Source organism: Streptomyces sp. BI87 (assembly GCF_025957665.1).
GTDB lineage: Bacteria > Actinomycetota > Actinomycetes > Streptomycetales > Streptomycetaceae > Streptomyces > Streptomyces albidoflavus.
On sequence record NZ_CP110079.1, the window covers coordinates 3,201,716 to 3,223,747 of the forward strand.

At 75.1% G+C, this 22,032-nt stretch carries 11 protein-coding genes; 6 read left to right on the forward strand and 5 right to left on the reverse strand.

The annotated features are described in order from the left end of the window. Nucleotides 1-53 precede the first annotated feature (53 nt). A complete protein-coding gene (locus tag OIM89_RS14095) occupies nucleotides 54-12,554 on the forward strand; it encodes a non-ribosomal peptide synthetase (protein ID WP_264491322.1) in 12,501 nt (4,166 codons plus the stop codon). Then, a complete protein-coding gene (locus OIM89_RS14100; protein WP_052230988.1) occupies nucleotides 12,554-13,855 on the forward strand; it encodes an MFS transporter in 1,302 nt (433 codons plus the stop codon). The genes OIM89_RS14095 and OIM89_RS14100 overlap by 1 nt, the downstream gene beginning before the upstream one ends. Nucleotides 13,856-13,915: 60 nt before the next feature. Here OIM89_RS14100 and OIM89_RS14105 read toward each other — a convergent pair whose 3' ends face one another. The 3 genes from OIM89_RS14105 to OIM89_RS14115 all read right to left on the reverse strand — a co-directional run bounded on the left by OIM89_RS14105 (nucleotide 13,916) and on the right by OIM89_RS14115 (nucleotide 17,315). Next, nucleotides 13,916-14,590 (reverse strand): response regulator transcription factor, encoded by a 675-nt coding sequence (locus OIM89_RS14105; RefSeq protein WP_204369280.1) that lies wholly within the window; start codon nucleotides 14,588-14,590, stop codon nucleotides 13,916-13,918. Further along, the gene (locus OIM89_RS14110; RefSeq protein WP_257203712.1) at nucleotides 14,572-15,864 is read right to left on the reverse strand and encodes a sensor histidine kinase; all 1,293 of its coding nucleotides are present in this window, start codon (nucleotides 15,862-15,864) and stop codon (nucleotides 14,572-14,574) included. The genes OIM89_RS14105 and OIM89_RS14110 overlap by 19 nt, the downstream gene beginning before the upstream one ends. A gap of 125 nt (nucleotides 15,865-15,989) precedes the next feature. Then, nucleotides 15,990-17,315, reverse strand: coding sequence for a cytochrome P450 (locus OIM89_RS14115; RefSeq protein WP_257203728.1), 1,326 nt, complete (start codon nucleotides 17,313-17,315; stop codon nucleotides 15,990-15,992). A 668-nt stretch (nucleotides 17,316-17,983) separates the two neighbouring features. Between OIM89_RS14115 and OIM89_RS14120 the strand changes: the two genes are divergently transcribed. Further along, a complete protein-coding gene (locus tag OIM89_RS14120; protein ID WP_195730680.1) occupies nucleotides 17,984-18,811 on the forward strand; it encodes an alpha/beta fold hydrolase in 828 nt (275 codons plus the stop codon). Between the two features lie 33 nt (nucleotides 18,812-18,844). Here the strand turns inward: OIM89_RS14120 and OIM89_RS14125 are convergent, their stop codons facing one another. Continuing rightward, complete coding sequence (locus OIM89_RS14125; RefSeq protein WP_030696137.1) at nucleotides 18,845-19,282, reverse strand: ArsI/CadI family heavy metal resistance metalloenzyme; 438 nt, start codon at nucleotides 19,280-19,282, stop codon at nucleotides 18,845-18,847. 138 nt (nucleotides 19,283-19,420) lie between these two features. Between OIM89_RS14125 and OIM89_RS14130 the strand changes: the two genes are divergently transcribed. Genes OIM89_RS14130 through OIM89_RS14140 form a run of 3 tightly spaced genes read left to right on the forward strand, consistent with a single transcriptional unit; the run spans nucleotide 19,421 to nucleotide 21,358 of the window. Further along, complete coding sequence (locus OIM89_RS14130; RefSeq protein WP_264491323.1) at nucleotides 19,421-19,816, forward strand: ArsR/SmtB family transcription factor; 396 nt, start codon at nucleotides 19,421-19,423, stop codon at nucleotides 19,814-19,816. Further along, entirely contained in the window at nucleotides 19,813-20,922 is a 1,110-nt protein-coding gene (gene arsB, locus OIM89_RS14135) for an ACR3 family arsenite efflux transporter (RefSeq protein WP_047466136.1), read from the forward strand. Before OIM89_RS14130 ends, arsB begins: the two co-directional genes overlap by 4 nt. Further along, complete coding sequence (locus tag OIM89_RS14140) at nucleotides 20,909-21,358, forward strand: arsenate reductase ArsC (protein ID WP_195730681.1); 450 nt, start codon at nucleotides 20,909-20,911, stop codon at nucleotides 21,356-21,358. The genes arsB and OIM89_RS14140 overlap by 14 nt, the downstream gene beginning before the upstream one ends. 4 nt (nucleotides 21,359-21,362) lie before the next feature. Here the strand turns inward: OIM89_RS14140 and OIM89_RS14145 are convergent, their stop codons facing one another. Continuing rightward, nucleotides 21,363-22,022: an SRPBCC family protein gene (locus OIM89_RS14145; protein WP_226964137.1), complete on the reverse strand. Its 660-nt coding sequence runs from the start codon at nucleotides 22,020-22,022 to the stop codon at nucleotides 21,363-21,365. Nucleotides 22,023-22,032 lie beyond the last annotated feature (10 nt).

Below are 22,032 nucleotides of genomic sequence, written 5' to 3' on the forward strand. Positions count from 1 at the left end.
CCGCCTTCCCCGCACCCGGAAACTTCCCGCACCACAGCCCACGGAGAGCCCACGTGACCGTCCCTGACCAGCAGAACGACCGCGTCGCCGCCTTGCCGGCGCACCTCCAGGAACAACTGCGCCGCAGGCTCGCGGGCGGCGGCACCCAGCCCGGGAACCGCATCCCCGCCCTGCCCAGGGACGGCTCACCGCTGCCCGTCTCCACCGCCCAGCGCCGCCTGTGGATGCTGGGCGAACTCGGCCAGGGCGGCGCGGAGTACAACAGCGCTGCCGCCCTGCGCCTGACCGGCCCGCTGAACACCGGAGCCCTCGGCGCCGCCCTCACCGACCTGACCGCACGCCACGAGGTGCTGCGCACCACCTTCGCCGCCGACGGCGCCGAGCCGGTGCAACGGGCAGCCGCGCCCGGCCCGCTCCCCCTGCGGGTCATCGGCCTGCCGGACGGCGAGGGCACCGTGCGCGAACGCCTCGACGCGCTGCTGCTCGCCGAGGTCCAGGTCCCCTTCGACCTACGCGAGGCCCCGCCGTTCCGGCCGTTCCTGGTCCGCGAGTCGGCCGAGGTCCACGTCCTGGTGGTCTGCGCGCACCACATCATCACCGACGGCTGGTCCATGGGCGTGCTCCTCGACGACCTGGCGGCGCTCTACCGGTCCCGGCTGACCGGCGAACCCAGCGGCCTGCCCGAGCCGCGGCTCCAGTACGCCGACGTCGCCGCCTGGCAGCGGGACCGCCGGGACAGCCCCGCCCAGGCCGCGCACCTGGCCTACTGGGAGCGGAAGCTGGCCGGTCTGGAGCCGCTGGAACTGCCCACCGACCGGCCCCGCCCGCAGCTGCGCACCGGAGCCGGCGCCACCTGCTCCCTCGACCTGCCCGGCGAGGTGACCCTGGGCCTGCGCAGGCTGGCCCGGGAACACGGCTGCACCCTCTACACGGTGCTGGTCGCCGCGTACCAGGTGCTGCTGGCCCGGTACACGGGCAGCTCCGACATCGCGGTGGGGACCGTCACCTCCGGGCGCGACCAGCCCGAGCTGGAGCGGATGGCCGGGTTCTTCGTCAACACGGTGGTGCTGCGCACCGCCGTCGACGAGCGGGCGCCCTTCGCCCGTTTCCTGGACGAGGTCAAGGACACCGTGCTGGACGCCTTCGACCACCAGGACCTGCCCTTCGACGAGGTCGTCACGGCGCTGCGGCCCGAGCGCGACCTCGGCCGCACACCGCTGGTGCAGACCCTCCTGGTGCTCCAGCGCGGCGCCGGCCCGGCGCCCGCCATGCCCGGCCTGGAGACCGAGCAGTACACCGTGCCGCGCGGCGCGGCCAACTTCGACCTCACCGTGGAGTTCGAGGACCGCGGCGAGGCGGAGCTGCGCTGCACCCTCGAGTACGCCACCGACCTGTTCGACCCGGCCACCGTCCGGCGGACCCTCGCCCACCTGGCGTCGGTCCTCGGCGCGGTGGCCGCCGACGCCGGCACCCGGGTGGCCCGCCTGCCGCTGCTGGACGCCGAGGGCGAGCGGCACGTCCTGGCCCTCGGCGAGGCCCCCGCCGCCGACCGCGCCCCGGCCCCGTCGGCGGCCGACACCCTGCCGGCGCTCTTCGCCCGGCAGGCGGCCCGCACCCCCGACGCCGACGCGCTCACCGACGGCTCCACCACCGCCACCTACCGCGAACTGGACGAGCGGTCCAGCCAACTGGCGCGGCTGCTGGTGGAGCGCGGCGTGGGTCCCGAGTCCCGCGTCGCGGTGGCCCTGCCGCGTGGCGCCGCCCTGGTGACGGCGCTCCTCGCGGTGGTCAAGGCCGGCGGCTGCTACGTGCCGCTCGACCCCGCGTACCCCGCCGAACGGCTCCGCCACATCCTCACCGACTCCGCCCCGGACGCCCTGCTGACCTGCGCCGAGGTGGCTCCCACCCTGCCCGCCGGCGAGCTGCCCGTCCTGGAGCTGGACGCGCCCGCCACCGTCGAGGCCGCCGGGCGGCTGCCGGCCGGCGCCCTGACCGACGCGGAGCGCCGCGCGCCGCTCAGCGCCGACCACCCCGCCTACGTCATCCACACCTCCGGCTCGACCGGCCTGCCCAAGGGCGTCGTCGTGCCGCACCGGAACGTGGTGCGGCTCTTCTCCCAGACGGCACGGGACTTCGCCTTCGGCGCCGGGGACGTGTGGACCCTCTTCCACTCCTACGCGTTCGACTTCTCCGTGTGGGAGCTGTGGGGCCCGCTGCTGCACGGCGGCCGCCTGGTCGTCGTGGACCACGCCACCTCCCGCTCCCCGCAGGACTTCCTGCGGCTGCTGGAGCGCGAGCGGGTCACCGTGCTCAACCAGACCCCGTCCGCGTTCTACCAGCTGATCGAGGCCGACGAGGCGTCCGCCGCCGGCGAGGAGAGCGCCGACCTGTCGGCGCTGCGCCGGGTCGTCTTCGGCGGCGAGGCCCTCGACCTCGGCCGCCTCGCCCCGTGGTACGAGCGGCACCCGGACGGCCCGGTGCTGGTCAACATGTACGGCATCACCGAGACCACGGTGCACGTCACCCAGATCCCGCTGGACGCCGCCGCCGCCCGGCACTCCGGCAGCCGCAGCGTGATCGGCCGCCCCATCCCGGACCTCTCGGCCCGCGTCCTCGACAACGGCCTGCGGCCCGTCCCGCAGGGCATCACCGGCGAGCTGTACGTCGCCGGGCCCGGCCTCGCCCGCGGCTACCTCGACCGGGCCGCGCTGACCGCCGGGCGGTTCGTCGCCGACCCGTACGGCCCGCCCGGCACCCGCATGTACCGCACCGGCGACCTGGTGCGGCTGCGGCCCGACGGCTCGATGGAGTACGCGGGCCGCTCCGACCAGCAGGTCAAGATCCGGGGGTTCCGCATCGAGCTGGGCGAGATCGAGACCGCCCTGCACAGCCACCCCGACGTGGCGAGCGCCGCCGTGGCCGTCCACCGCGACCAGGCCGGCCACCGGCGGCTGGCCGGCTACGCGGTGCCCGCCCCCGGCACCGCCCCGGACCCCCGGGCGCTGCGCGAGCACGCCGCCGCGAGCCTGCCGGACTACATGGTCCCGGCCACCGTCGTGCTGCTCGACGCACTGCCGCTGACCGCCAACGGCAAGCTCGACCGGAAGGCGCTGCCCGCCCCCGAGTATCCGGCCACCGCGTCGGGCGGCACCGCGCCCCGGACCCCCACCGAGGAGACGCTGGCCGCCATCTGGTGCGAGCTGCTGGGCGTGGAGCGGGTCGGGGTGGGGGACAACTTCTTCGACCTCGGCGGCGACTCCATCCTCAGCATCCAGACCGCCACCCGGGCCCGCGCCGCCGGGCTCCGGCTGACCTCGCGGGACGTCTTCCTGCGGCAGACCGTCGAACAGCTCGCCGCCGCGGCGGACGCCGCGGCCGAGGCCGGCCAGGAGCCGGAGGCCGCCGTCGCCACGGGCCCCGCCCCGCTCACCCCCATCCAGCGCTGGTTCCACGAGACGTACCGCACGGCGCCCGACCGCGTCACCATGTCGGTGTACCTCCGGCTCGACCCGGAGGCGGACGTCGCCGCCGTCCGCGGCGCCGTCCACACCCTGGCGGAGCGGCACCCCGCGCTCCGCTCACGCTTCACCGTGCGCGACGGCGAGCGGGTGCAGGAACCGGCCCCCGAGGCCACCGGTGAACTCTTCACCCACCTCGACCTGGCGCCCGTACCGGCCACCGAGCGGCAGGCCGCCCGGGAGCGCGCGGCCGAGCGGGTACGGGGCGGCTTCCGGCTGGAGACGGGGCCGCTGTTCGGCGCCGTGCTCTTCGACGAGGGCCCCGGCGTGGGCCGCCAACTCCTGCTGACCGCGCACCACATGGTGATCGACGGGGTCAGCTGGCGGCTGCTCCTGGCCGAGCTGGACCGGGCCTACCGGCAGCTGACCGAGGGGCGCCCCGCCGACCTGGGCGCGCCCCCGGTCCCCTTCGGCCGGTGGGCCCTCGCCCTGCGCGACCACGTCGCCTCGGGCGGGCTCGACCACGAAGCCGCGTACTGGGCGGGGGTCTTCGAGGGCGGCGGCGAGCGGATACCGGTCGACCGGGACGGTGCCAACACCGCCGGGTCGCTGCGCACCGCGCACGCCGCACTCGACGCGGCGCTCACCGAGACGCTGCTCCAACGCGTCCCGGCCGTCTACCGCACCCGCGTGAACGACCTGCTGCTGAGCGCCGTCAGCACCGTCCTCGGCCGCTGGAGCGGCCACGAGCGCGTCGTCCTCGCCGTGGAGGGCCACGGCCGCGAGGCCGCCGTGCCCGCCTGCGACCCGGCGGGCACCGTCGGCTGGTTCACCGCCATGCACCCGGTCGCCCTCCGCCCGGACACCGGGGACGGCTGGCGTTCGGTGATCCGCTCGGTCAAGGAGCAGCTGCGCGCCGTACCGCGGAACGGCTTCGGCTACGGCGCCCTGCGCGAGCTGAGCGCCCCCGGCACCCCGGGCAGCGTCCTCGCGGCGGACCCGCTGCCGCAGGTCTCCTTCAACTACCACGGCCGCTTCGCGACCGGCGCCGACTCCGACGGCCTGCTCCGGGGCCGGCTGGAGGGTTTGGAGGACCGGTTGGCCGACGGTGAACTCCGCCCGCACCTGCTGGACATCGTCGGTGTCGTCGAGGACGGCCGGCTCGCCTTCACCTGGTTCTACTCCGACCAGGTCCACGCCCCGGCCACCGTGGAGCGGCTGGCCGGCGAGGTCGTGGCGGCGCTCGGCGAACTCGTCGCGCACTGCCTGGCGCCCGGCGCCGGCGGCCGCACCCCCTCCGACTTCCCCCTCGCCCGCCTCACCCAGGACGAGGTGGACCGGGTCGCCGGGGACGGGCGCGACGTCGAGGACATCGCCCGGCTCACCCCGATGCAGCAGGGCATGCTGTTCCACCGGCTGATGGACCCGGACTCGGACGCCTACGTCAACCAGCTGGCGCTGCCCGTGCGGGGCGTCGACGACCCGCGGGCCTTCGCCGCGGCCTGGCGCCGGACCGTCGAGGCCACCTGGGCGCTGCGCACGTCCATCGTCTGGGAAGGGCTGGACGAGCCGGTGCAGGTGCTCCACCGGAAGGTGGAACTCCCCGTCGAGTCGCACGACTGGCGCGCCCTCACCGCACAGGAACGCGAGCGGCGCGTACGCGAACTGCTGGCGCGGGACCAGGCGCGCGGCATCGACCTGGCGACGGCCCCACTGACCCGGCTCACCCTCGTGCGGACCGCCGACGACGAGGTGCTGCTGGTGTGGAGCTCCAGCCACCTGGCGCTGGACGGCTGGAGCGCGGCCGCCCTCTTCTCCGCGGCGGGCGGCGCCTACGCCGCGCTCCGCCGGGGCGAGGAGCCGCCCCGGACAGGCGCCCGCCCCTTCCGCGACCACCTGGAATGGCTGGCCGCACAGGACCCGGGGGCCGCCGACGCCTTCTGGCGCGAGCGGCTGGCCGGCTACGACACGCCGACCCCGCTGCCCTACGACCGCCGGCCCGCCCAGGCGCACCGCGCCAGTTCCGCCGTCCCGGTCTCCTTCACCCTGTCGCGGGAGCTGACCGCACGGCTGACCGCCGCCGCCCGCCGGCACCGGGTCACCATGAACACCGTGGTGCAGGGCGTGTGGGCGCTGCTCCTCTCCCACCACGGCGCCACCCGCGACGTGGTCTTCGGCGCCACCGTCTCCGGCCGCCCCGCCGATCTGGCCGGCGTGGAGGCGATGATCGGCCTCTTCATCAACACCGTGCCGGTACGCGCCCGCGTCGAGCCGGCCCGCCCCCTCGGGGAGTGGCTGCGCGGCCTCCAGGCCGAACAGCTGGAGTCCCGCCCGTACGAGCACACGGCGCTCTCCCGCATCCAGTCGCTGAGCGAGGTGCCGCCTGGCACGCCGCTCTTCGAGAGCCTGGTGGTCTTCGAGAACTACCCGCTCCAGGACGGCGGCGCCACCGAGCACGGGCTGCGGATCGGCACGGTCGACGCCGTCGACACCAACAGCTACCCGCTGGCCCTCACCGCCCACCAGGACGACCGGCTGCACTGCGAGATCGCCTACGACCCGGAGCTGTTCGACGCCGCGACCGCCGAAGCCCTCTCGCGGCGCCTGGAGGTGCTGCTCACCGAGACCGCCACCGACAGCGACCGGCCCCTGTCCGCGCTGCCCTGGCTCCCCGGGGGCGAGCGCGAGGAGTTGCTGAGCCGGGCGAGCGGCCCGGTCCACCACCGGCCCGCCGACCGGCCCGTCCACCTGCTCTTCACGGAGCAGGCCCGCCGCACCCCCGACGCCCCCGCCGTCCGCTCGGGCGACACCGTCCTGACCCACCGCGAGCTGGACGAGCGCACCGACGCGCTGGCCCGGCGGCTGGCCGCCCGGGGCGCCGGGCCCGGCACCCTGGTGGCGCTGATGTGCGGGCGGGGCGTCGAGATGGCCGTCGGGGTGCTCGGCATCCTCAAGTCCGGTGCCGCCTACGTCCCGCTGGACCCGGGGCACCCCGCGGAGCGGCTGTCCCAGATCGTCGCCGACACCCGCCCGGCCGTCGTGGTGACCCTCCCCCGGCACCTCGACGCGTGGGCCCGTGCCGCCGACGGCCAGGAGGCCGTCACCGCCGTCCTCGACCTGGACGGCACCGCCGACGAGCCCACCGCCGAGCCGGCGGGGGCCGACGCCCGCGACCTCGCGTACGTCATCCACACCTCCGGCTCCACCGGCCGCCCCAAGGGCGTCATGATCGAGCACCGGCAGCTCGGCTACATCCTCGACGCCTGGGAGCGGCGCTACCACCTCTCTGACAAGCGCCTCGACTTCGTCTCCGTCACCAGCCTCTCGGTCGACCTGTTCTTCGCCGACCTGCTGCGCTCGGTGCCCTTCGGCGGCTCCCTGACCATCTGCCCCCAGGAGGTGGTCACCGACCCGCCGCGGCTGCTGGAGCTGATCGAGTCCGTCGGCGGCACCGGCCTGGAGCTGGTCCCGGGCCTCGCCGACGCGCTGGTGGCCGAGGCCGCCGTACGCGGCCGGGTCCTGCCGCCGCTGAAACTGCTCTCGGTCGGCTCCGAGGGCTGGCGCACCCAGGACTGCCTGCGGCTGCTGGACCACGTGGGCCCGGAGACGGAGGTGGTCAACGCCTACGGCTCGACCGAGGTGACCATCGACGCCACCGTGCTCACCCCCGCCCCGGCCGCGCTGGAGGGCGCCGCCTTCGTCCCGGTCGGCAGCCCGCTGGCCAACACCCGCGTGCACGTCCTGGACGACACGCTCTCCCCGGTCCCCGCCGGGGTCGAGGGCGAGCTGTACATCGGCGGTGAGGGCGTCGGCCGCGGCTACTGGGGCCGGGCCTCGCTGACCGCCGGCCGCTTCGTCGCCGACCCGTTCACCCACGGCGCCCGCCTGTACCGCACCGGCGACCGGGCCCGTACCCGGCCCGACGGGTCGCTGGAGTTCCTGGGCCGCGCCGACGACCAGATCAAGGTACGCGGCTTCCGCGTCGAACTCGGCGAGATGGAGGGAGCCCTGGCCGCCCTGCCCGGCGTACGCCAGGCCGCTGTCAGCCTCCGCCAGGAGGCCGGGCGCACCCTGCTGACCGGCCATGTCGTCCTGGCCGCCGAGGCCGCCGGGACCACCGGCGGCGACCTGCGCCGGGCCCTGCTCACCCGGGTCCCCGACTACCTCGTACCGGCCCGCTTCGCGGTGACCGACGCCCTGCCCCTGACCCCCAGCGGCAAGGTGGACCGCCGGGCGCTGGCCGCCTCGGCGGCGGGTACCGCCGGCGAGGACCGGGTCGCGCCGCGCACCGCCGCCGAGAAGCTGATCGCCTCGGTCTGGGCCCGGACGCTGGAGGTCGACGAGATCGGCGTCGACGACGACTTCTTCGAGCTGGGCGGCGACTCGATCCTCAGCATCCGGATCACCTCCCGGCTGCGGGCCGCGCTCGACCGCGACCTCTCGCCACGCGCGCTCTTCGACCACCCCACCGTGGCCCTCCTCGCCGCCGCCCTCACCGGGCCGGAGAACGCCCCGGCCACCGCGCCGATCCCCCGCACCGAGGGCGACGAGGGGCTCCCCCTCTCCTTCGCCCAGCAGCGGCTGTGGTTCCTCGACGCCTACGAGCCCGGGGGCACCGACTACGTGTCCCCCACCGGTCTCCGGATGCGCGGGCCCCTGGACCCCGAGGCGCTGCGGCACGCCCTGAGCGGCCTGGTGGCCCGTCACCCGTCGCTGCGTACCGTCTTCGACGAGGTCCGCGGCCAGGCGGTGCAGACGATCCGCCCGCCCGCCGAGGTGCCGCTGCCCCTCACCGACCTGAGCGCCCTGCGCGGCGCGGCCCAGGAACATGCCCTGGAGCGCCTGCTCGCCGAGCAGACCGGAACCCCCTTCGACCTGCGCGAAGGCCCGCTGCTGCGGGCCGCGCTGGTCCGCCTGGGCGAGGAGGACCACGTGCTGGCGCTCTGCGTCCACCACATCGTCACCGACGGCTGGTCCAGCGCCGTGATCGCCCGCGACCTGGAGGCCCTGTACGCGGCCCGCCGCCGCGGCGAGGAGCCCGAACTGCCCCCGCTGCCCCTGCGGTACGCCGATTTCGCCCTCTGGCAGCGCGACCGGCTCACCGGCCCGGTGGCCGACGAGCAGATCGGCTACTGGCGGAAGCGACTGGGCGGGCTGGAGCCGCTGGAACTGCCCACCGACCGCCCGCGCCCACCCGTACGGACCACCCGCGGCGCCACGCTCGGCTTCCGCGTCCCCGAGGAGACGACCGACCGGATCACCGAGCTGGCCGCCGACCGTGGCGCCACCCTCTTCATGGTCCTCGTCGCCGCCTGCCAGCTCCTGCTGTCCCGCCACAGCGGGCAGCGGGACATCGCGGTGGGCACCGTCTCCTCCGGCCGTGAGCGGGCCGAACTGGAGGAACTGGTCGGCTTCTTCGTCAACACCCTGGTGGTCCGCTCGGAGATCGACGAGCACGGCACCTTCCACGACCTGCTCACCCAGGTGCGGCAGACCGTGGTCGAGGGCCTCGCCCACCAGGACGCGCCGTTCGAGCGGCTGGTGGACGAGCTGGTCCCCGACCGGGACCCGAGCAGGTCCCCGCTCTTCCAGGCCATGGTGGTGCTCCAGAACACGCCGCAGCGACGCGCCGAACTCGACGGCCTGCGCATCGAGGAGTTCGCCCTTCCCTCCAGCAGCACCGCCTTCGACCTGACCGTGCAGTTCGAGGAGGTGGACGGGGCGCTGGTGGGCGGCATCCAGTACAACACCGACCTCTTCGACGCCGCCACCGTCCAGCGGATGGCCGGCCGGCTGCGGACCCTGCTGGACTCGCTCACCGCCGCGCCCGACCGCCCGCTGCACACTGCGGCCCTGCTCCCCGCCGACGAGCACGCGGAGCTGCTGCGGGCCGGGACGGGAGCCGTGGCCGCGCCGCCCGAGGCGCTGACGGCCACCGCCCGCTTCGCCGAGCAGGTCCGCCGGGCACCCCGTGCCGCCGCCGTGGTCGACGACGGCCTGACGCTCAGCTACGCCGAGCTGGACAGCCGCGCCAACCAGCTCGCCCACCACCTGCGCGAGCGCGGCGTGGGCCCGGACGTCCTGGTGGGCGTCTGCCTGCCGCGCGGGGCCGACGCGGTGGTGGCGGCGCTGGCCGCGGTCAAGGCGGGCGGCGCGTACGTCCCGCTCGACCCGGCCTACCCGGCCGAGCGGCTCGCCGCCATGGCCGAGGAGACCCGCACCCCGGTGCTGCTCACCCTGGACCGGCTGCGCGAGCGGCTGACGGGGTCACCCGCGACGACCGTGCTGCTCGACCGCGACCGGGAGCACCTCGCGGGCCTGCCCACCACCGCCCCGGACGGGACGGCCGGCCCGGACCACCTGGCGTACGTCGTGTACACCTCGGGGTCGACGGGGCGGCCGAAGGGGATCATGATCCCGCACCGCTCGCTCTGCCACACGGTGGCCGACTTCGCCGAGCGGTTCGGCATCGGCCCCGGCGACCGCCTGCTCCAGCACCTTTCGCTCAGCTTCGACGGCGGGGTCTCGGACATCTTCTGCACCCTGATGTCCGGCGCCACCCTCTGCTTCGGCCAGACCGAGAGTGGCCAGGAACTCGCCGCCGAGGCACGGCGGCTGGCGGCGACCGTGCTGATGACCCCGCCCGCGCTGCTCGCCGCGCTCGACCCGGCCGAGGTGCCGACGGTACGGGCGGTCGGCGCGGCCGGCGACGCCTGCCCCGCCCCCCTGGCCGACGTCTGGTCCGCCGACGGCCGCCGCTTCCGCAACATCTACGGCCCCAGCGAGACCACCCTGGTCGCCACCCTGCACACCGGCGGCTACGCGGGGAGCAGCCCGAGTGTGCCGCTGGGCGGCCCACTGGCCGGGGTCCGGCTGCACGTCCTGGACCGCTGGCTGCGGCCGGTCCCCCCGGGCTGCCACGGCGAGCTGTACATCGCGGGCCCCGGGCTCGGCCGCGGCTACCTGCACAACCCGGCGCTGACCGGTGAGCGGTTCGTCGCCTCCCCCTTCGGCGCTCCCGGCGAGCGGATGTACCGCACCGGCGACATCGTCCGTCTCCAGGCCGACGGGACGCTGGACTTCACCGGCCGCCAGGACCACCAGGTCAAGATCCGCGGCTTCCGCGTCGAGACGGGCGAGGTCGAGTCGGCGCTCCGCGCCCACCCGGACGTGGGCGAGGTCACCGTGGTCGCCGCCACCGACCCGGCCACCGGGCACAAGCGCCTCGCGGCGTACGCCACACCCGCCGGCGACCCGGGGAGCGAGCGGCCCGACCCCACCGCGCTGCGGACCTTCCTCAGCACCGTCCTCCCGGCCCACATGGTGCCGACGGCCTACGCCGTCCTGGACGAGCTGCCGCTCAGCCCCAACGGCAAGGTGGACCGCCGCGCCCTGCCCGCCCCTGCCCCCGTGGCCGGACCCGGCGCCGGCCACACCGAGCCCGGGACCCCGCTGCAACGGCTGCTCGCCGGCATCTGGGCCGAGGTGCTGGGCCTGGAGCGGGTCGGCGTCACCGACCGGTTCTTCGACATCGGCGGCGACTCGATCCTCAGCATCCAGGTGCTGGCCCGGGCCCGGGAGGCCGGACTCCGGATGACCGGCAAGGACCTCTTCCTCCACCAGACCATCGCGGAACTCTCCCGCGTCGTCGAGACCGGCGAGGGCGGCGGGGCATCGCCCGCAGCGCGCGGCCCGGTCAGCGGCGAGGTCGCCCTCACCCCGGCCCAGCGCTGGTTCTTCGCCACCCGCCAGTACCCCGACCACTTCAACCAGTCGACCCTGCTGGAGCTGGCCGGGCCGGTGGACCGGGAGGCGCTGGGCCGCACCCTGCTCGCCCTGGTGGCCCACCACGACGCGCTACGCAGCCGGTTCACGCCCGACGGTGCGGGCGGCCGCCGCCAGTGGGTCACCGAGGAGCTGCCGGCCTCCGCCGACGCGCTGCTGGCCGTCCACGACCTGTCGCGGGTGGCCCCCGGGGCACGGCGGGAGGCGGTCGAGCGGCACGCCGTCGAGGCCCAGCGCGGCTTCGCCATCGCCCACGGTCCGCTGCTGAAGGCCCTGCTGTTCACCAGCGGCGACGGACCGGACCAGCTCTTCCTCACCGTCCATCACCTGGTGGTCGACACGGTCTCCTGGCGCGTCCTCCTGGACGACCTGGAGCGCGGCTACCACCGCGCCCTGGCGGGCGAGGAGATCATCCCGTCGGCCCGTACCACCTCCTTCCAGGAGTGGGCCGCCCTGCTCCAGGAGCACGCCGTCGCGGGCGCCGCCGACGACGAGCTGCCGCACTGGGCGGACGTCCTGCGGGCGGTCGAGCCGCTGCCGGCCGACGGACCGGGCCCCAACTCCGCCGCCACCGCCGCCACCGTGGAGATCCGCCTCGGCCCCGAGGAGAGCGCCCACCTGCTGCGCACGGCACCCGCCCGCTTCCGGGCCCGCGCCGCCGACGTGCTGCTGGGCGTGCTGGCGCTTGCCCTGGGCCGGTGGACCGGACGCCGGCGGGTGGTGCTGGAGGTGGAGAGCCACGGCCGGGAGGAGATCTTCGAGGGGGTCGACCTCTCCCGCACCGTCGGCTGGTTCACCTCGGTCCACCCCGTCGCCCTCTCCGTCCCCCCGGACACGTCCGCGCCGGACGGGGCCGGGGCCGACTGGGCCCGGCTGATGAAGTCGGTCCGGCGCGACCTGCGCGCCGTCCCGGAGAACGGCCTGCACTACGGCGTCCTGCGCCACCTCGCTCCGCAGGACTCCCCGGCCGCCGCGCTGCGCGGACTCCCGGAGGCCGAGGTCGTCTTCAACTACCTCGGCCAGTACGAGAGTTCCGCCCCGGCCAGGACCGCCTCCGGCTCCGGCCGGCTCATCGCGGTGGAGCACGGGGCGCTCGGCGAGGACGCCGGTCCCGAGGAACACGCCACCCACCTCCTGGAGGTGGTCGGCAGCGCGGTGGACGGCCGGCTCGGCTTCACCTGGTACTACTCCACGGCCGTGTTCCACCCGGGCACGATGGCCAAGGTCGCCCAGCTCTTCGAGGAGCTGCTGGGCGATCTGGCCCGCCATTGCGCCGCCCTGCCCGGCGCCACCCGACGGGAGAGCGAGTGATGGCCACCACCCAGGGAAAGACCCTCCCCCCGAAGCAGACCGTCCGCCCGCTCTGGCGCAACCGCGACTACAACCTGCTCTGGCTGAGCAGGACCTTCACCGAGGCCGGGTTCAACGCCACCCTGATGGCCTTCCCCCTGCTGGTGCTGGCGGTGACCGGCTCGCCCGCCCAGGCCGGGCTCGTCGCCGCGGTGAACGCGACGGCCCAGCTGGTCGCGGGCGTGCCCGCCGGCACCCTGCTCGACCGGTGGAACCGCAAGGTGGTGATGGTCTCCTGCGAGGTCGCCCGGGTCACGGTGCTCACCCTGCTCGTCTGGACGATCTGGCAGGACACCGTGCGGATCTGGCACATGGTGGTCACCGCCGCCGTCCTCGGACTCTGCGCCTCCCTCTACGACCCGGCGGAGGAGGCCTCCCTGCCCCACGTGGTCCCCGAGGAGCAACTGGCCACCGCCGTCTCGATGAACCACGCGCGCAGCAACATCGGCCAGCTGCTCGGCACCGGCGTCAGCGGCGTGCTCTTCGGCATCAAGCACCTGCTGCCGTTCGCCGCCAACGCCGTGGCCCACGTGGTCTCCTTCTTCCTGCTGCTCTTCATCCGGCTGCCCAAGCCGCCGCGCCCCGAGCCCGGGGAGAGCCGGCCGGGCTTCTGGAAGGAGACCGCTGAAGGGCTGCGCTGGGTCTGGGGGCACCGGCTGATCCGGGTCACCGCCTGCTGCGCGGTGGCGCTGAACTTCCTCTTCCAGGTCGTCTACCTGGTCATCATCATGGCCGCCCAGCAGGATGACGTGCCCTCCGGCCAGATCGGCGTGATGGCCGCGATGTTCGGCGTCGGCGGACTCCTGGGCGCCCTCGCCGCCCCCCGGCTCTACCGCCGCCTCGGGCAGCGCCACTCGGTACTGATGGTCTTCTGGGCGATGGCGGTGCTGGCCCCCGTCTCGCTGACGGTGACCAACGGGCTGCTGCTCGGCCTGCTGCTGGCGGGCATGGCCTTCTTCGCACCGACCGCCAACACGGCCGTCAGCACGTACCAGCTGCTGACCACCCCGGACCGGCTGCGGGGCAGGCTCAGCGGGATCATCGGGCTGGTGTCGGGCGTCTCGGCGGCACTCGGCCCCCTGGCCGGCGGCCTGACCATGGAGTGGGCCGGCCCGCGCTGGGCGATCGTCGCCGCCGCGGCGGGCACCGCCGTCATCGCCGTGGTCGCCACCCTCAGCCCGACCCTGCGCGGCTTCACCCCGCCCCAGGGCGAGGCCGGCCCCGCACCGGAGCCCGCCGGCACGCCGCCGGGCGGTCGGTGACGGTCCTCGTCAGGGCCGTGGGATGACGAGAGGGGGCCGCCGGTCGGGCTGCCCCCTCTCTCACGCGCCCCGGAGGTAGGCCAGCACCGCCAGCACCCGGCGGTTGCCGTCGTCCGGGGAGAAGCCCAGCTTGGTGAAGATGTTGCCGATGTGCTTGGCCACCGCCCCCTCACTCAGGTGGAGTTCGTCCCGGATCATCGTGTTGGAGTGGCCGGCGGCCATCAGGGCCAGCACCTCGGACTCGCGGGCCGAGAGCAGCTGGGTCCGGGTGCTGCGGTCGCGCTCGGTCAGCAGGTGGCGGACGACCTGGGGGTCGATGACGATGCCGCCGGCCGCCACCGACCCGATCGCCGCCACGAACTCGCTCAGCTCCCCGATGCGGTCCTTGAGCAGATAGCCCAGCCCGCCCCGGGCGGCCCCGGGCACGCTCCCGTCGAGCGAGAACAGCTCCTTGGCGTACGCCTTGGCGACGTACTGGGAGAGGACGAGGACGGGCAGGTCCGGGTGGTCCTGGCGGAGCCGCAGAGCGGCGCGCAGACCGTCGTCGCCGTGGCCGGGCGGCATCTGGACGTCGGTGATGACCAGGTCGGGGCGGCACTCCTCGACGGCGGTGACGAGGGCGTCCGCGTCGGCCACCGACCGCACCACCTGGTGGCCGAACTTGGTCAGCAGCTCCTCGATCCCGGCGCGTACCAGCGCGGAGTCTTCGGCCAGGACTATGCGGAGCGCGGGCACGGGACCTCCAGGGTGAGGGCGGTCGGGCCGCCCGGCGGGCTGGACAGGGCGAGTCTGCCACCGACCACCTCGGCCCGGTCGGCGAGACCCTGAAGGCCGCTGCCGACCTTCAGTTCGGCGCCTCCCACCCCGTCGTCATGGACCGTGACCTCCAGCCGCTGCCCCGAACGGCCGCCGCTGACCACGGCGTTCCGGGCCCGGCTGTGCTTGGCGATGTTGGTCAGCGCCTCGCTGACCACGAAGTACGCGGCCGCCTCGATCTGGCGCGGCAGCCGCTCGGCCAGTTCCAGCTCGACCCGGACCGGCACCGGGCAGCGCACGGCCGCCTCCGAGACGGCGGCGGGCAGCCCGCGGTCGGTGAGGACCTGCGGGTAGATGCCGTGCACCAGGTCGCGGAGTTCGGTCAGGGCGTCCTTCGCCTCCCCTCGCGCCCGGGCGACCAGCTCCGCGCCACGCCCCACCGCCTCCGGGCTCTCCTCCCGCCCGGCGCCCTTCAGCTCCAGCTCGGCCAGGCCCAGCGTCATCACCAGCGCCACCAGACGCTGCTGCGCGCCGTCGTGCAGGTCCCGCTGGATGCGGTGCCGCTCGGTCTCGAAGGCGTCCGCAAGCCGGGCCCTGGACCGGGTGAGCTCGACCACCCGGGCGTCGCGGTCCGGCTCGTCCTCCCGGGCCGCGGGATGCAGCAGGAGCCGGGCCAGCCGCGCCTGGAGCGCCGCCACCGCCCCGAAGCCGTAGAGCGCGACGGGCACCGCCGGGACGGCGATCGCGGTGAGGATCAGAGCCTCGGGCTGCCCCGAGCGGTACGCCGCCCAGGGCGGCACCACCAGCGTCGCGGCCAGCAGCACCGCCAGGAGGAGCAGGGCCAGGTCGATCAGGAGGAAGAGGGTGGCCAGCAGCACCGCGTAGCCGAACTCCCGCCAGGTGGAGGGCTCCCTCAGCCGGACGGCGAGCCAGGACTGGAGCCCCGGCTCCTCGACAGGGTGGTGCGGGGACGGGATGGCGGGCGTGCCCGGCTCCTCGATCAGCCGGAGCCTGCGGCGCTCGATCTCCGCCAGCGGGAGGCTGACCAGGATGGCCCCGACGAGCATCGCCACCCCGACACCGATCACCGAGAGCAGCAGGCCCAGCCCGATCAGCACGCCGAGCACCAGCAGGGTGACGGCCCCGAGCCCGGCCCCGGAGAGCAGGTAGAGGAGCGCCCGCCAGGGCTCGGCGGAGCTGAGATAGTTCAGCGGCGGCTGCGTCGTCAGGCGTCTGACCGGCGGAGTGCTCACCCCGCCACCCTAGGTACCCGGGACGGCGGCGGGTACCGGAACCGAGGGAATCCGGCCGTCCTCCGGGACGCGCCCCGGGCATCGGGCGATGTTTCACGTGAAACATCGCCCGTGCCGTGGCGGCGTCACTTCAGGCGGACCGGCAGCGAGTCCACGCCGTAGACGATCGACAGCTTGCGGAACTCCAGTTCCCGGGGCTCGACCGCGAGGCGGAGGGCGGGGAAGCGCTCGACCAGGAGGGGGAAGGCGGCGCGCAGTTCCATCCGGCCGAGTTCGGCGCCGACGCAGCGGTGGATGCCGTAGCCGAAGGCGAGGTGCGAGGAGGCCGGCGGGCGGGACGGGTCGAAGACGTCCATCCCGGGGCCGAGGCGCTTGTCGCGGTCGGCGGCGCTCAGCGAGACGATGACGATGTCGCCGGCCGAGATGGCCTGGCCGCCGATGGCGGTGTCCTCGCGGGCGAAGCGCGGGAAGGCGGTCTGCACGACGGTGAGGTGGCGCAGGAGTTCGTCGACGAACGGGGTGGCGACGGCTCCCGGGTCCTCGGCCTCGCGGATCGCCGTGAAGTGCGTGCGGTCCTGGAGCATGACGAGGGTGCCCAGGGCCAGCATGCTGGCCGTGGTCTCCAGGCCGCCGGTGAGGACGCCGTCGGCGAGGCCGGTCAGCTCCTCGTCGGTGACGGCGTCGCCGTGCTCGCGGATGATCATGCCGAGGAGTCCGTCGCCGGGCTCGCGCCGCTGCTGCTCGATGACGCCCCGCAGGTACTCGCGGGACTGGGAGATGGCCCCGAAGGAGGCGCCGAGGCCACCGAGCACGTCGAAACGGGCCACCGAGAACTGCTGGAAGGCGTCGCGCTCCTCGTAGGGGACGCCGAGGAGTTCGCAGATGACCAGGGCCGGGACGGGCAGGGCGAAGTGCTCGACCAGGTCGACACGGCCGTCCGCGTCGGCGGCGGCCTCCAGCGCGTCGAGCCGCTCCTCGATGATCGAGTGGATCAGCGGGGTGAGCCGGTTCAGGCGCCGCATGGTGAACTCGGGGGTGAGCAGGCGGCGCAGCCGGGTGTGGTCCGGCGGGTCGGCGAAACCGAGGCCACCGGGCTCGTGGTGCTCGGCGACGCCGTTGGTACCGACCAGGTGGGCGAAATCGTTGCTGAAGGCGCGGGCGTCGCCCAGGACCTCCTTGGCCTCGTCGTAGCCGGTGACCAGCCAGACCGGGACGGCGGGGACGGGGAGCCGGCTGACGGGCTCGCGGTCGCGCAGGGCGCCGATCTCGGGGACGGGGTCGAGGCCGTTGCGGCGGAGCGGCAGCAGGGCCGGTTCGGGGAGCTTGGAAAGGGCGTTCAGATCGAGCGTGGTGCCCTTGCGGCGGAGGCGGCTGAGATAACGGCGGGTGAGCCAGCTGGCTATGGAGGTACGGGCAGTACGTACGGTGCGTATGGGCGTGGCTATGGGCATGACAGGTGCTCGCATCTGTGAAGTGTGGCGGACAGGTGGGCGGGGCCGGACTCCCCACCCGCGGCCGTACTCCGGTGGAATACGCCGACGGGCCGGGCGGCGGTTCCGGCCGGCGGTCCCTGACGGGAGACCGGGAGAGCCGGCGACGCCGTGACTCCGCTGCCCCTGTCCCGGGGCCGGGTCCGCGCGGTGGAGCCGCGCGGGGTGAGAGGTGGACGGTGGAGCGCTACGGGCCAGGTGGCAGCGAGCGGTGGCCTTGGCCGGGCGCTGCGTCCCGGCGCGACGTCCCGGTTGGGGGCGTACGGGCCGGAGCGGCGGGTGGGGGTGAGGCCGGGTCAGGGCGGCTGCTTCGGTACGGGTCGGGTCCTCCGGAACGGTACGGGTGGCGGGCGGATCGGCTGGACACCGGGGACGCCTGACGCACGCCGGGAGCGTGGTGGCGTCCCGGTGTACCAGACGACGCGGGGGGCCGGGTGGTTGAGCGGTCGATGATGACATGGCCGCCGGAGAGCAGGTACAGGGAGTACCGGCCAGTCCGCTTGCGGGGGCGGCCGGCGGCGGGGCCCGTTGTCAGCGGCGGCGACTACGCTCGGTGACAGCGCGGTCAGGGTGGCCGCGCCCGGGGGTGCCCGGGGGGCGGCTCAGGACGGGCCGGGCGGAGGTGCGGGATGCGCGACGCGGTGGTGACGCCGGACGGGGACCGGATGCGCTGGGTGGAGATCCCCGGAGGCGGTGGGGACTCCGGGACAGCCGGCCAGGGCGGGCGGACCGTACAGCCACCGCCCCGGGTCTACGTGCACGGGCTGGGCGCCGGCTCACCCGCCTACTTCGCGGCGGCGGCCACCCACCCGCTGCTCGCCGGCCCCCGCTCCCTCCTGGTCGACCTGCTCGGCTTCGGCCTCAGCGACCGCCCCACCACCTTCGACTACCGCCTGGAGTCCCACGCCGACGCCCTGGCGACGGCGCTCCGGGCGGCCGGGGCCACGGGCGCCGAGGTCGTCGCCCACTCCATGGGCGGCACGGTGGCGGTCCACCTGGCGGCCCGCCACCCGGAGCTGGTCTCCCGGCTGGTCCTGGTCGACGCCAACCTCGACCCGGGCACCACACCGGCCCCGCCGGGCGCCGGGAGCAGCGGCATCGCCTCGTTCACGGAGGAGGAGTTCCTCGCCGGCGGCTGGCGCGAGGTCCGGGACGCGGTCGGCCCCGCCTGGTGGGCGACGATGCGCCTGGCGGGCCTGGAGGCCCTGCACCGCAGCGCCGTCCACCTGGTCCGCGGCACCACGCCCTCGATGCGCGACCTGCTCCTGACCCTGCCGATTCCCCGGACCTACCTCCACCCGACGCCCGACGGCCCTCCGGCGGGCACCCCGGGCCTGCGCGCGGCGGGGGTCACGGTCACCGCCGTCCCCGACTGCGGGCACAACATCATGCTCGACAACCTGCCGGGCTTCGCGGCAGCGACGGCGGAGGCACTGGCGGCACCGGGCGCACCCTGAACGAGCCGGTCACGGGGCGCCGGCGCCCGCCGCTCACGCCGCGCAGCACCCGCCTTCCGCCGCCGGGCCGGGCTCCTGCGGGGCGTGGCCCGCGCCCATCGAGTCGGCGTCCGCCTTCACCACGTACACCTCCCAGGGCTCACGCCCCGGGCCGTGCACCCAGACCTTGTCCTGGAGGGCGTAGCAGCAGGAGGTGTCGTTCTCCTCGAAGGTGGCGAGTCCCGCTTCCTTGAGGCGGGTGGTGGCGGCGGCGACCTCGTCGGTGGTGGCGACCTCGACGCCGAGGTGGTCGAGGCGGGTCTCGCCGCCGGGCTCACCCTGGATGAGGACGAGCTTGAGGGGCGGCTCGGTGAGGGCGAAGTTGGCGTAGCCGGGGCGGAGTTTGGCCGGCTCGGCGCCGAAGAGACGGGAGTAGAAGGCGACGGAGGCGTCCAGGTCGGGGACGTTGAGGGCGAGCTGGGCACGGGACACGGCGGTCTCCTGGGGTCGGGGCCGGGCTGCGGACAGGGTGCGGGCCAGAGGCGCGGACCGAGTCTGCGACGCAGCGGCTGAATCGATGAACGTCGATGCAAGATTGCGCGCTGCATCGAAGGCTGTCAACATAGACGCATGTCGAAACAAGAGCTTCCGGTGGTCTCCGCCGACGGCGCCGCGGCCGGCACCGTCGCGCGCTGCTGCCCGACCCTGCTGGCCGCCCCGCTCGACGAGGACCAGGCGGCCGAACTCGCCCCCTTCTTCAAGGCGCTCGGGGACCCGGTGCGGCTGCGGCTGCTCTCGATGATCGCCTCGCGGGCCGGAGGCGAGGTCTGCGTCTGCGACCTCACCCCGGCCTTCGCGCTCTCCCAGCCGACCATCTCGCACCACCTGAAGCTGCTCCGCGAGGCCGGACTGATCGCCTCCGAACGGCGCGGCACCTGGGTCTACTACCGGCTGCTGCCCGCCGCCACCGACCGGCTCGCCGCCGTCCTGACCCGCCCCGCCACCGCCCCGGCCCCCGCGTCGTGACCGGCCCCGCTCCCGCCCCCGGCCGCCTGGCCTTCCTCGACCGCCACCTCGCCTGGTGGATTCTGCTCGCTATGGCCGCCGGGCTCGGCCTCGGCCGAGTGGTCCCGGGCCTCGGCGACGCGCTGGCCGGAACGGGTGTCAGCGGTGTCTCGCTGCCGATCGCGCTGGGCCTGCTGGTGATGATGTACCCGGTCCTCGCCAAGGTGCGGTACGACCGGCTGGGCGCGGTCGCCCGCGACCGGCGGCTGCTGGTGCCCTCGCTGGTGCTCAACTGGGTGCTCGGGCCCGCGCTGATGTTCGCGCTGGCCTGGCTCTTCCTGCCGGACCTGCCCGAGTACCGCGCCGGCCTGATCGTCGTCGGGCTGGCCCGGTGCATCGCCATGGTCGTCATCTGGAACGACCTGGCCTGCGGCGACCGTGAGGCCGCGGCCGTGCTGGTGGCGGTCAACTCGGTCTTCCAGGTGGTGGCGTTCGGCCTGCTCGGCTGGTTCTACCTCGCCGTCCTGCCCGGCTGGCTCGGCCTCGCGCAGACCACGCTCGCCGTCTCCGTCTGGGAGATCGCCCGCTCGGTCCTGGTCTTCCTCGGCATTCCGCTGGCCGCCGGCTACCTCACCCGGCGCCTCGGCGAACGCGCCAAGGGCCGCGCCTGGTACGAGGGGAAGTTCCTCCCCCGCCTGGGCCCCTTCGCCCTGTACGGACTGCTCTTCACCATCGTGGTCCTCTTCGCCCTCCAGGGCGAGGCCGTCACCTCGCGCCCGCTGGACGTGGCCCGGATCGCCCTGCCGCTGCTCGTCTACTTCGCCGTCATGTGGGCCGGGTCGCTGGCGCTCGGCCGGGCCGTGGGACTCGGCTATCCGAAGGCGGCCACCCTCGCCTTCACCGCCGCCGGGAACAACTTCGAACTCGCCATCGCCGTCTCCCTCGCCACCTTCGGCGCCACCTCGGGCCAGGCCCTCGCCGGGGTCGTCGGCCCGCTCATCGAGGTGCCCGTCCTGATCGGCCTGGTCCACGTGGCCCTGCGGACCCGGCGGTTCTTCCCCGCCGAGGAGCCGGACGGCCGCCCCGCCCCCACCCCCGAGGAGAACCCCGCCCGTGCCCGCGCCTGAACCGGCCCCCGCGCGTACTCCCGCCCGCCCTCGCGTCCTCTTCCTCTGCGTCCACAACGCCGGGCGCTCCCAGATGGCCGCCGCCTTCCTCCGCCACCTCGCGGGCGAGGCCGTCGAGGTCCGCTCGGCCGGGTCGGCGCCCGCCGAGGCGGTCAACCCGGTGGCGGTCGCCGCCATGGCCGAGGCCGGCATCGACATCTCCCGGGCCCGCCCCCGCGCCCTGACCCCCGAGGACGTCCGCGCGGCCGATCTCGTCGTCACCATGGGCTGCGGCGACACCTGCCCGGTCCTGCCGGGCACCGCCTACCGCGACTGGGCCCTGGACGACCCGGCCGGGCAGGAGCTCCCGGCCGTACGCCGCGTCCGGGACGAGGTCGGGCGCAGGGTGCGGGAGCTGGCGGAGGAGCTGGGGGTGCCCCCGGCCGACCTCCCCTGAACCCCTACTCCCCCACCTCGTCCCCCGGCAGAAAGTGCTGGTCCGCGAAGGCCACCACCGCGTCGACCGCGTCGGCGTCCAGGTCCCAGTACGCCCCCGCCGCGTCGCCCCATGCCCGGTGGCTGAGGCGGGCGTAGGTGCGGGACTCGGGGGAGCCGGTCCAGGCGGTGCGGTCGAAGGGGGTGCCGGAGAGGTGGTGGTCGAGGGCGAGCAGGGCGGTGTCCCAGCCGGCGCCGACGCCGACGGGGCCGACCGGGCCCTGTTCGCGGACGAGGGCGTCGACGGTGGCGGCGGCCGAGGTGTGCTCCAGCTCGAAGGCGGTGGTCCGGCCGGGGGCGTCGGTGAGGCGTACCTCGATCTCGGTGACCGAGTCGGGGCCGTACTCCCAGGTGACCTTGACCAGGTTCGGGGACTCGCAGCGCAGCACCTCGCCGGAGGCCAGGTCCCCGGCCTCGTAGCGGTTGCCGGGGTGGAGGTCGCCGGTGACGGGGGCCAGCCAGCGGGCGATCCGGTCGGGGTCGGTGCAGGCGGCCCACACCTCCATGACGGGGGCGTCGAAGCTGCGGCGCAGCAGCACCGAGCGGCCGTCCCTCTCCTGGAACGGCAGGTCACCGATCTCCCGGTGGACGGCGGCGATCCGGTCGTGGATGTCGATCTCGCTCACGGTGCTCCCT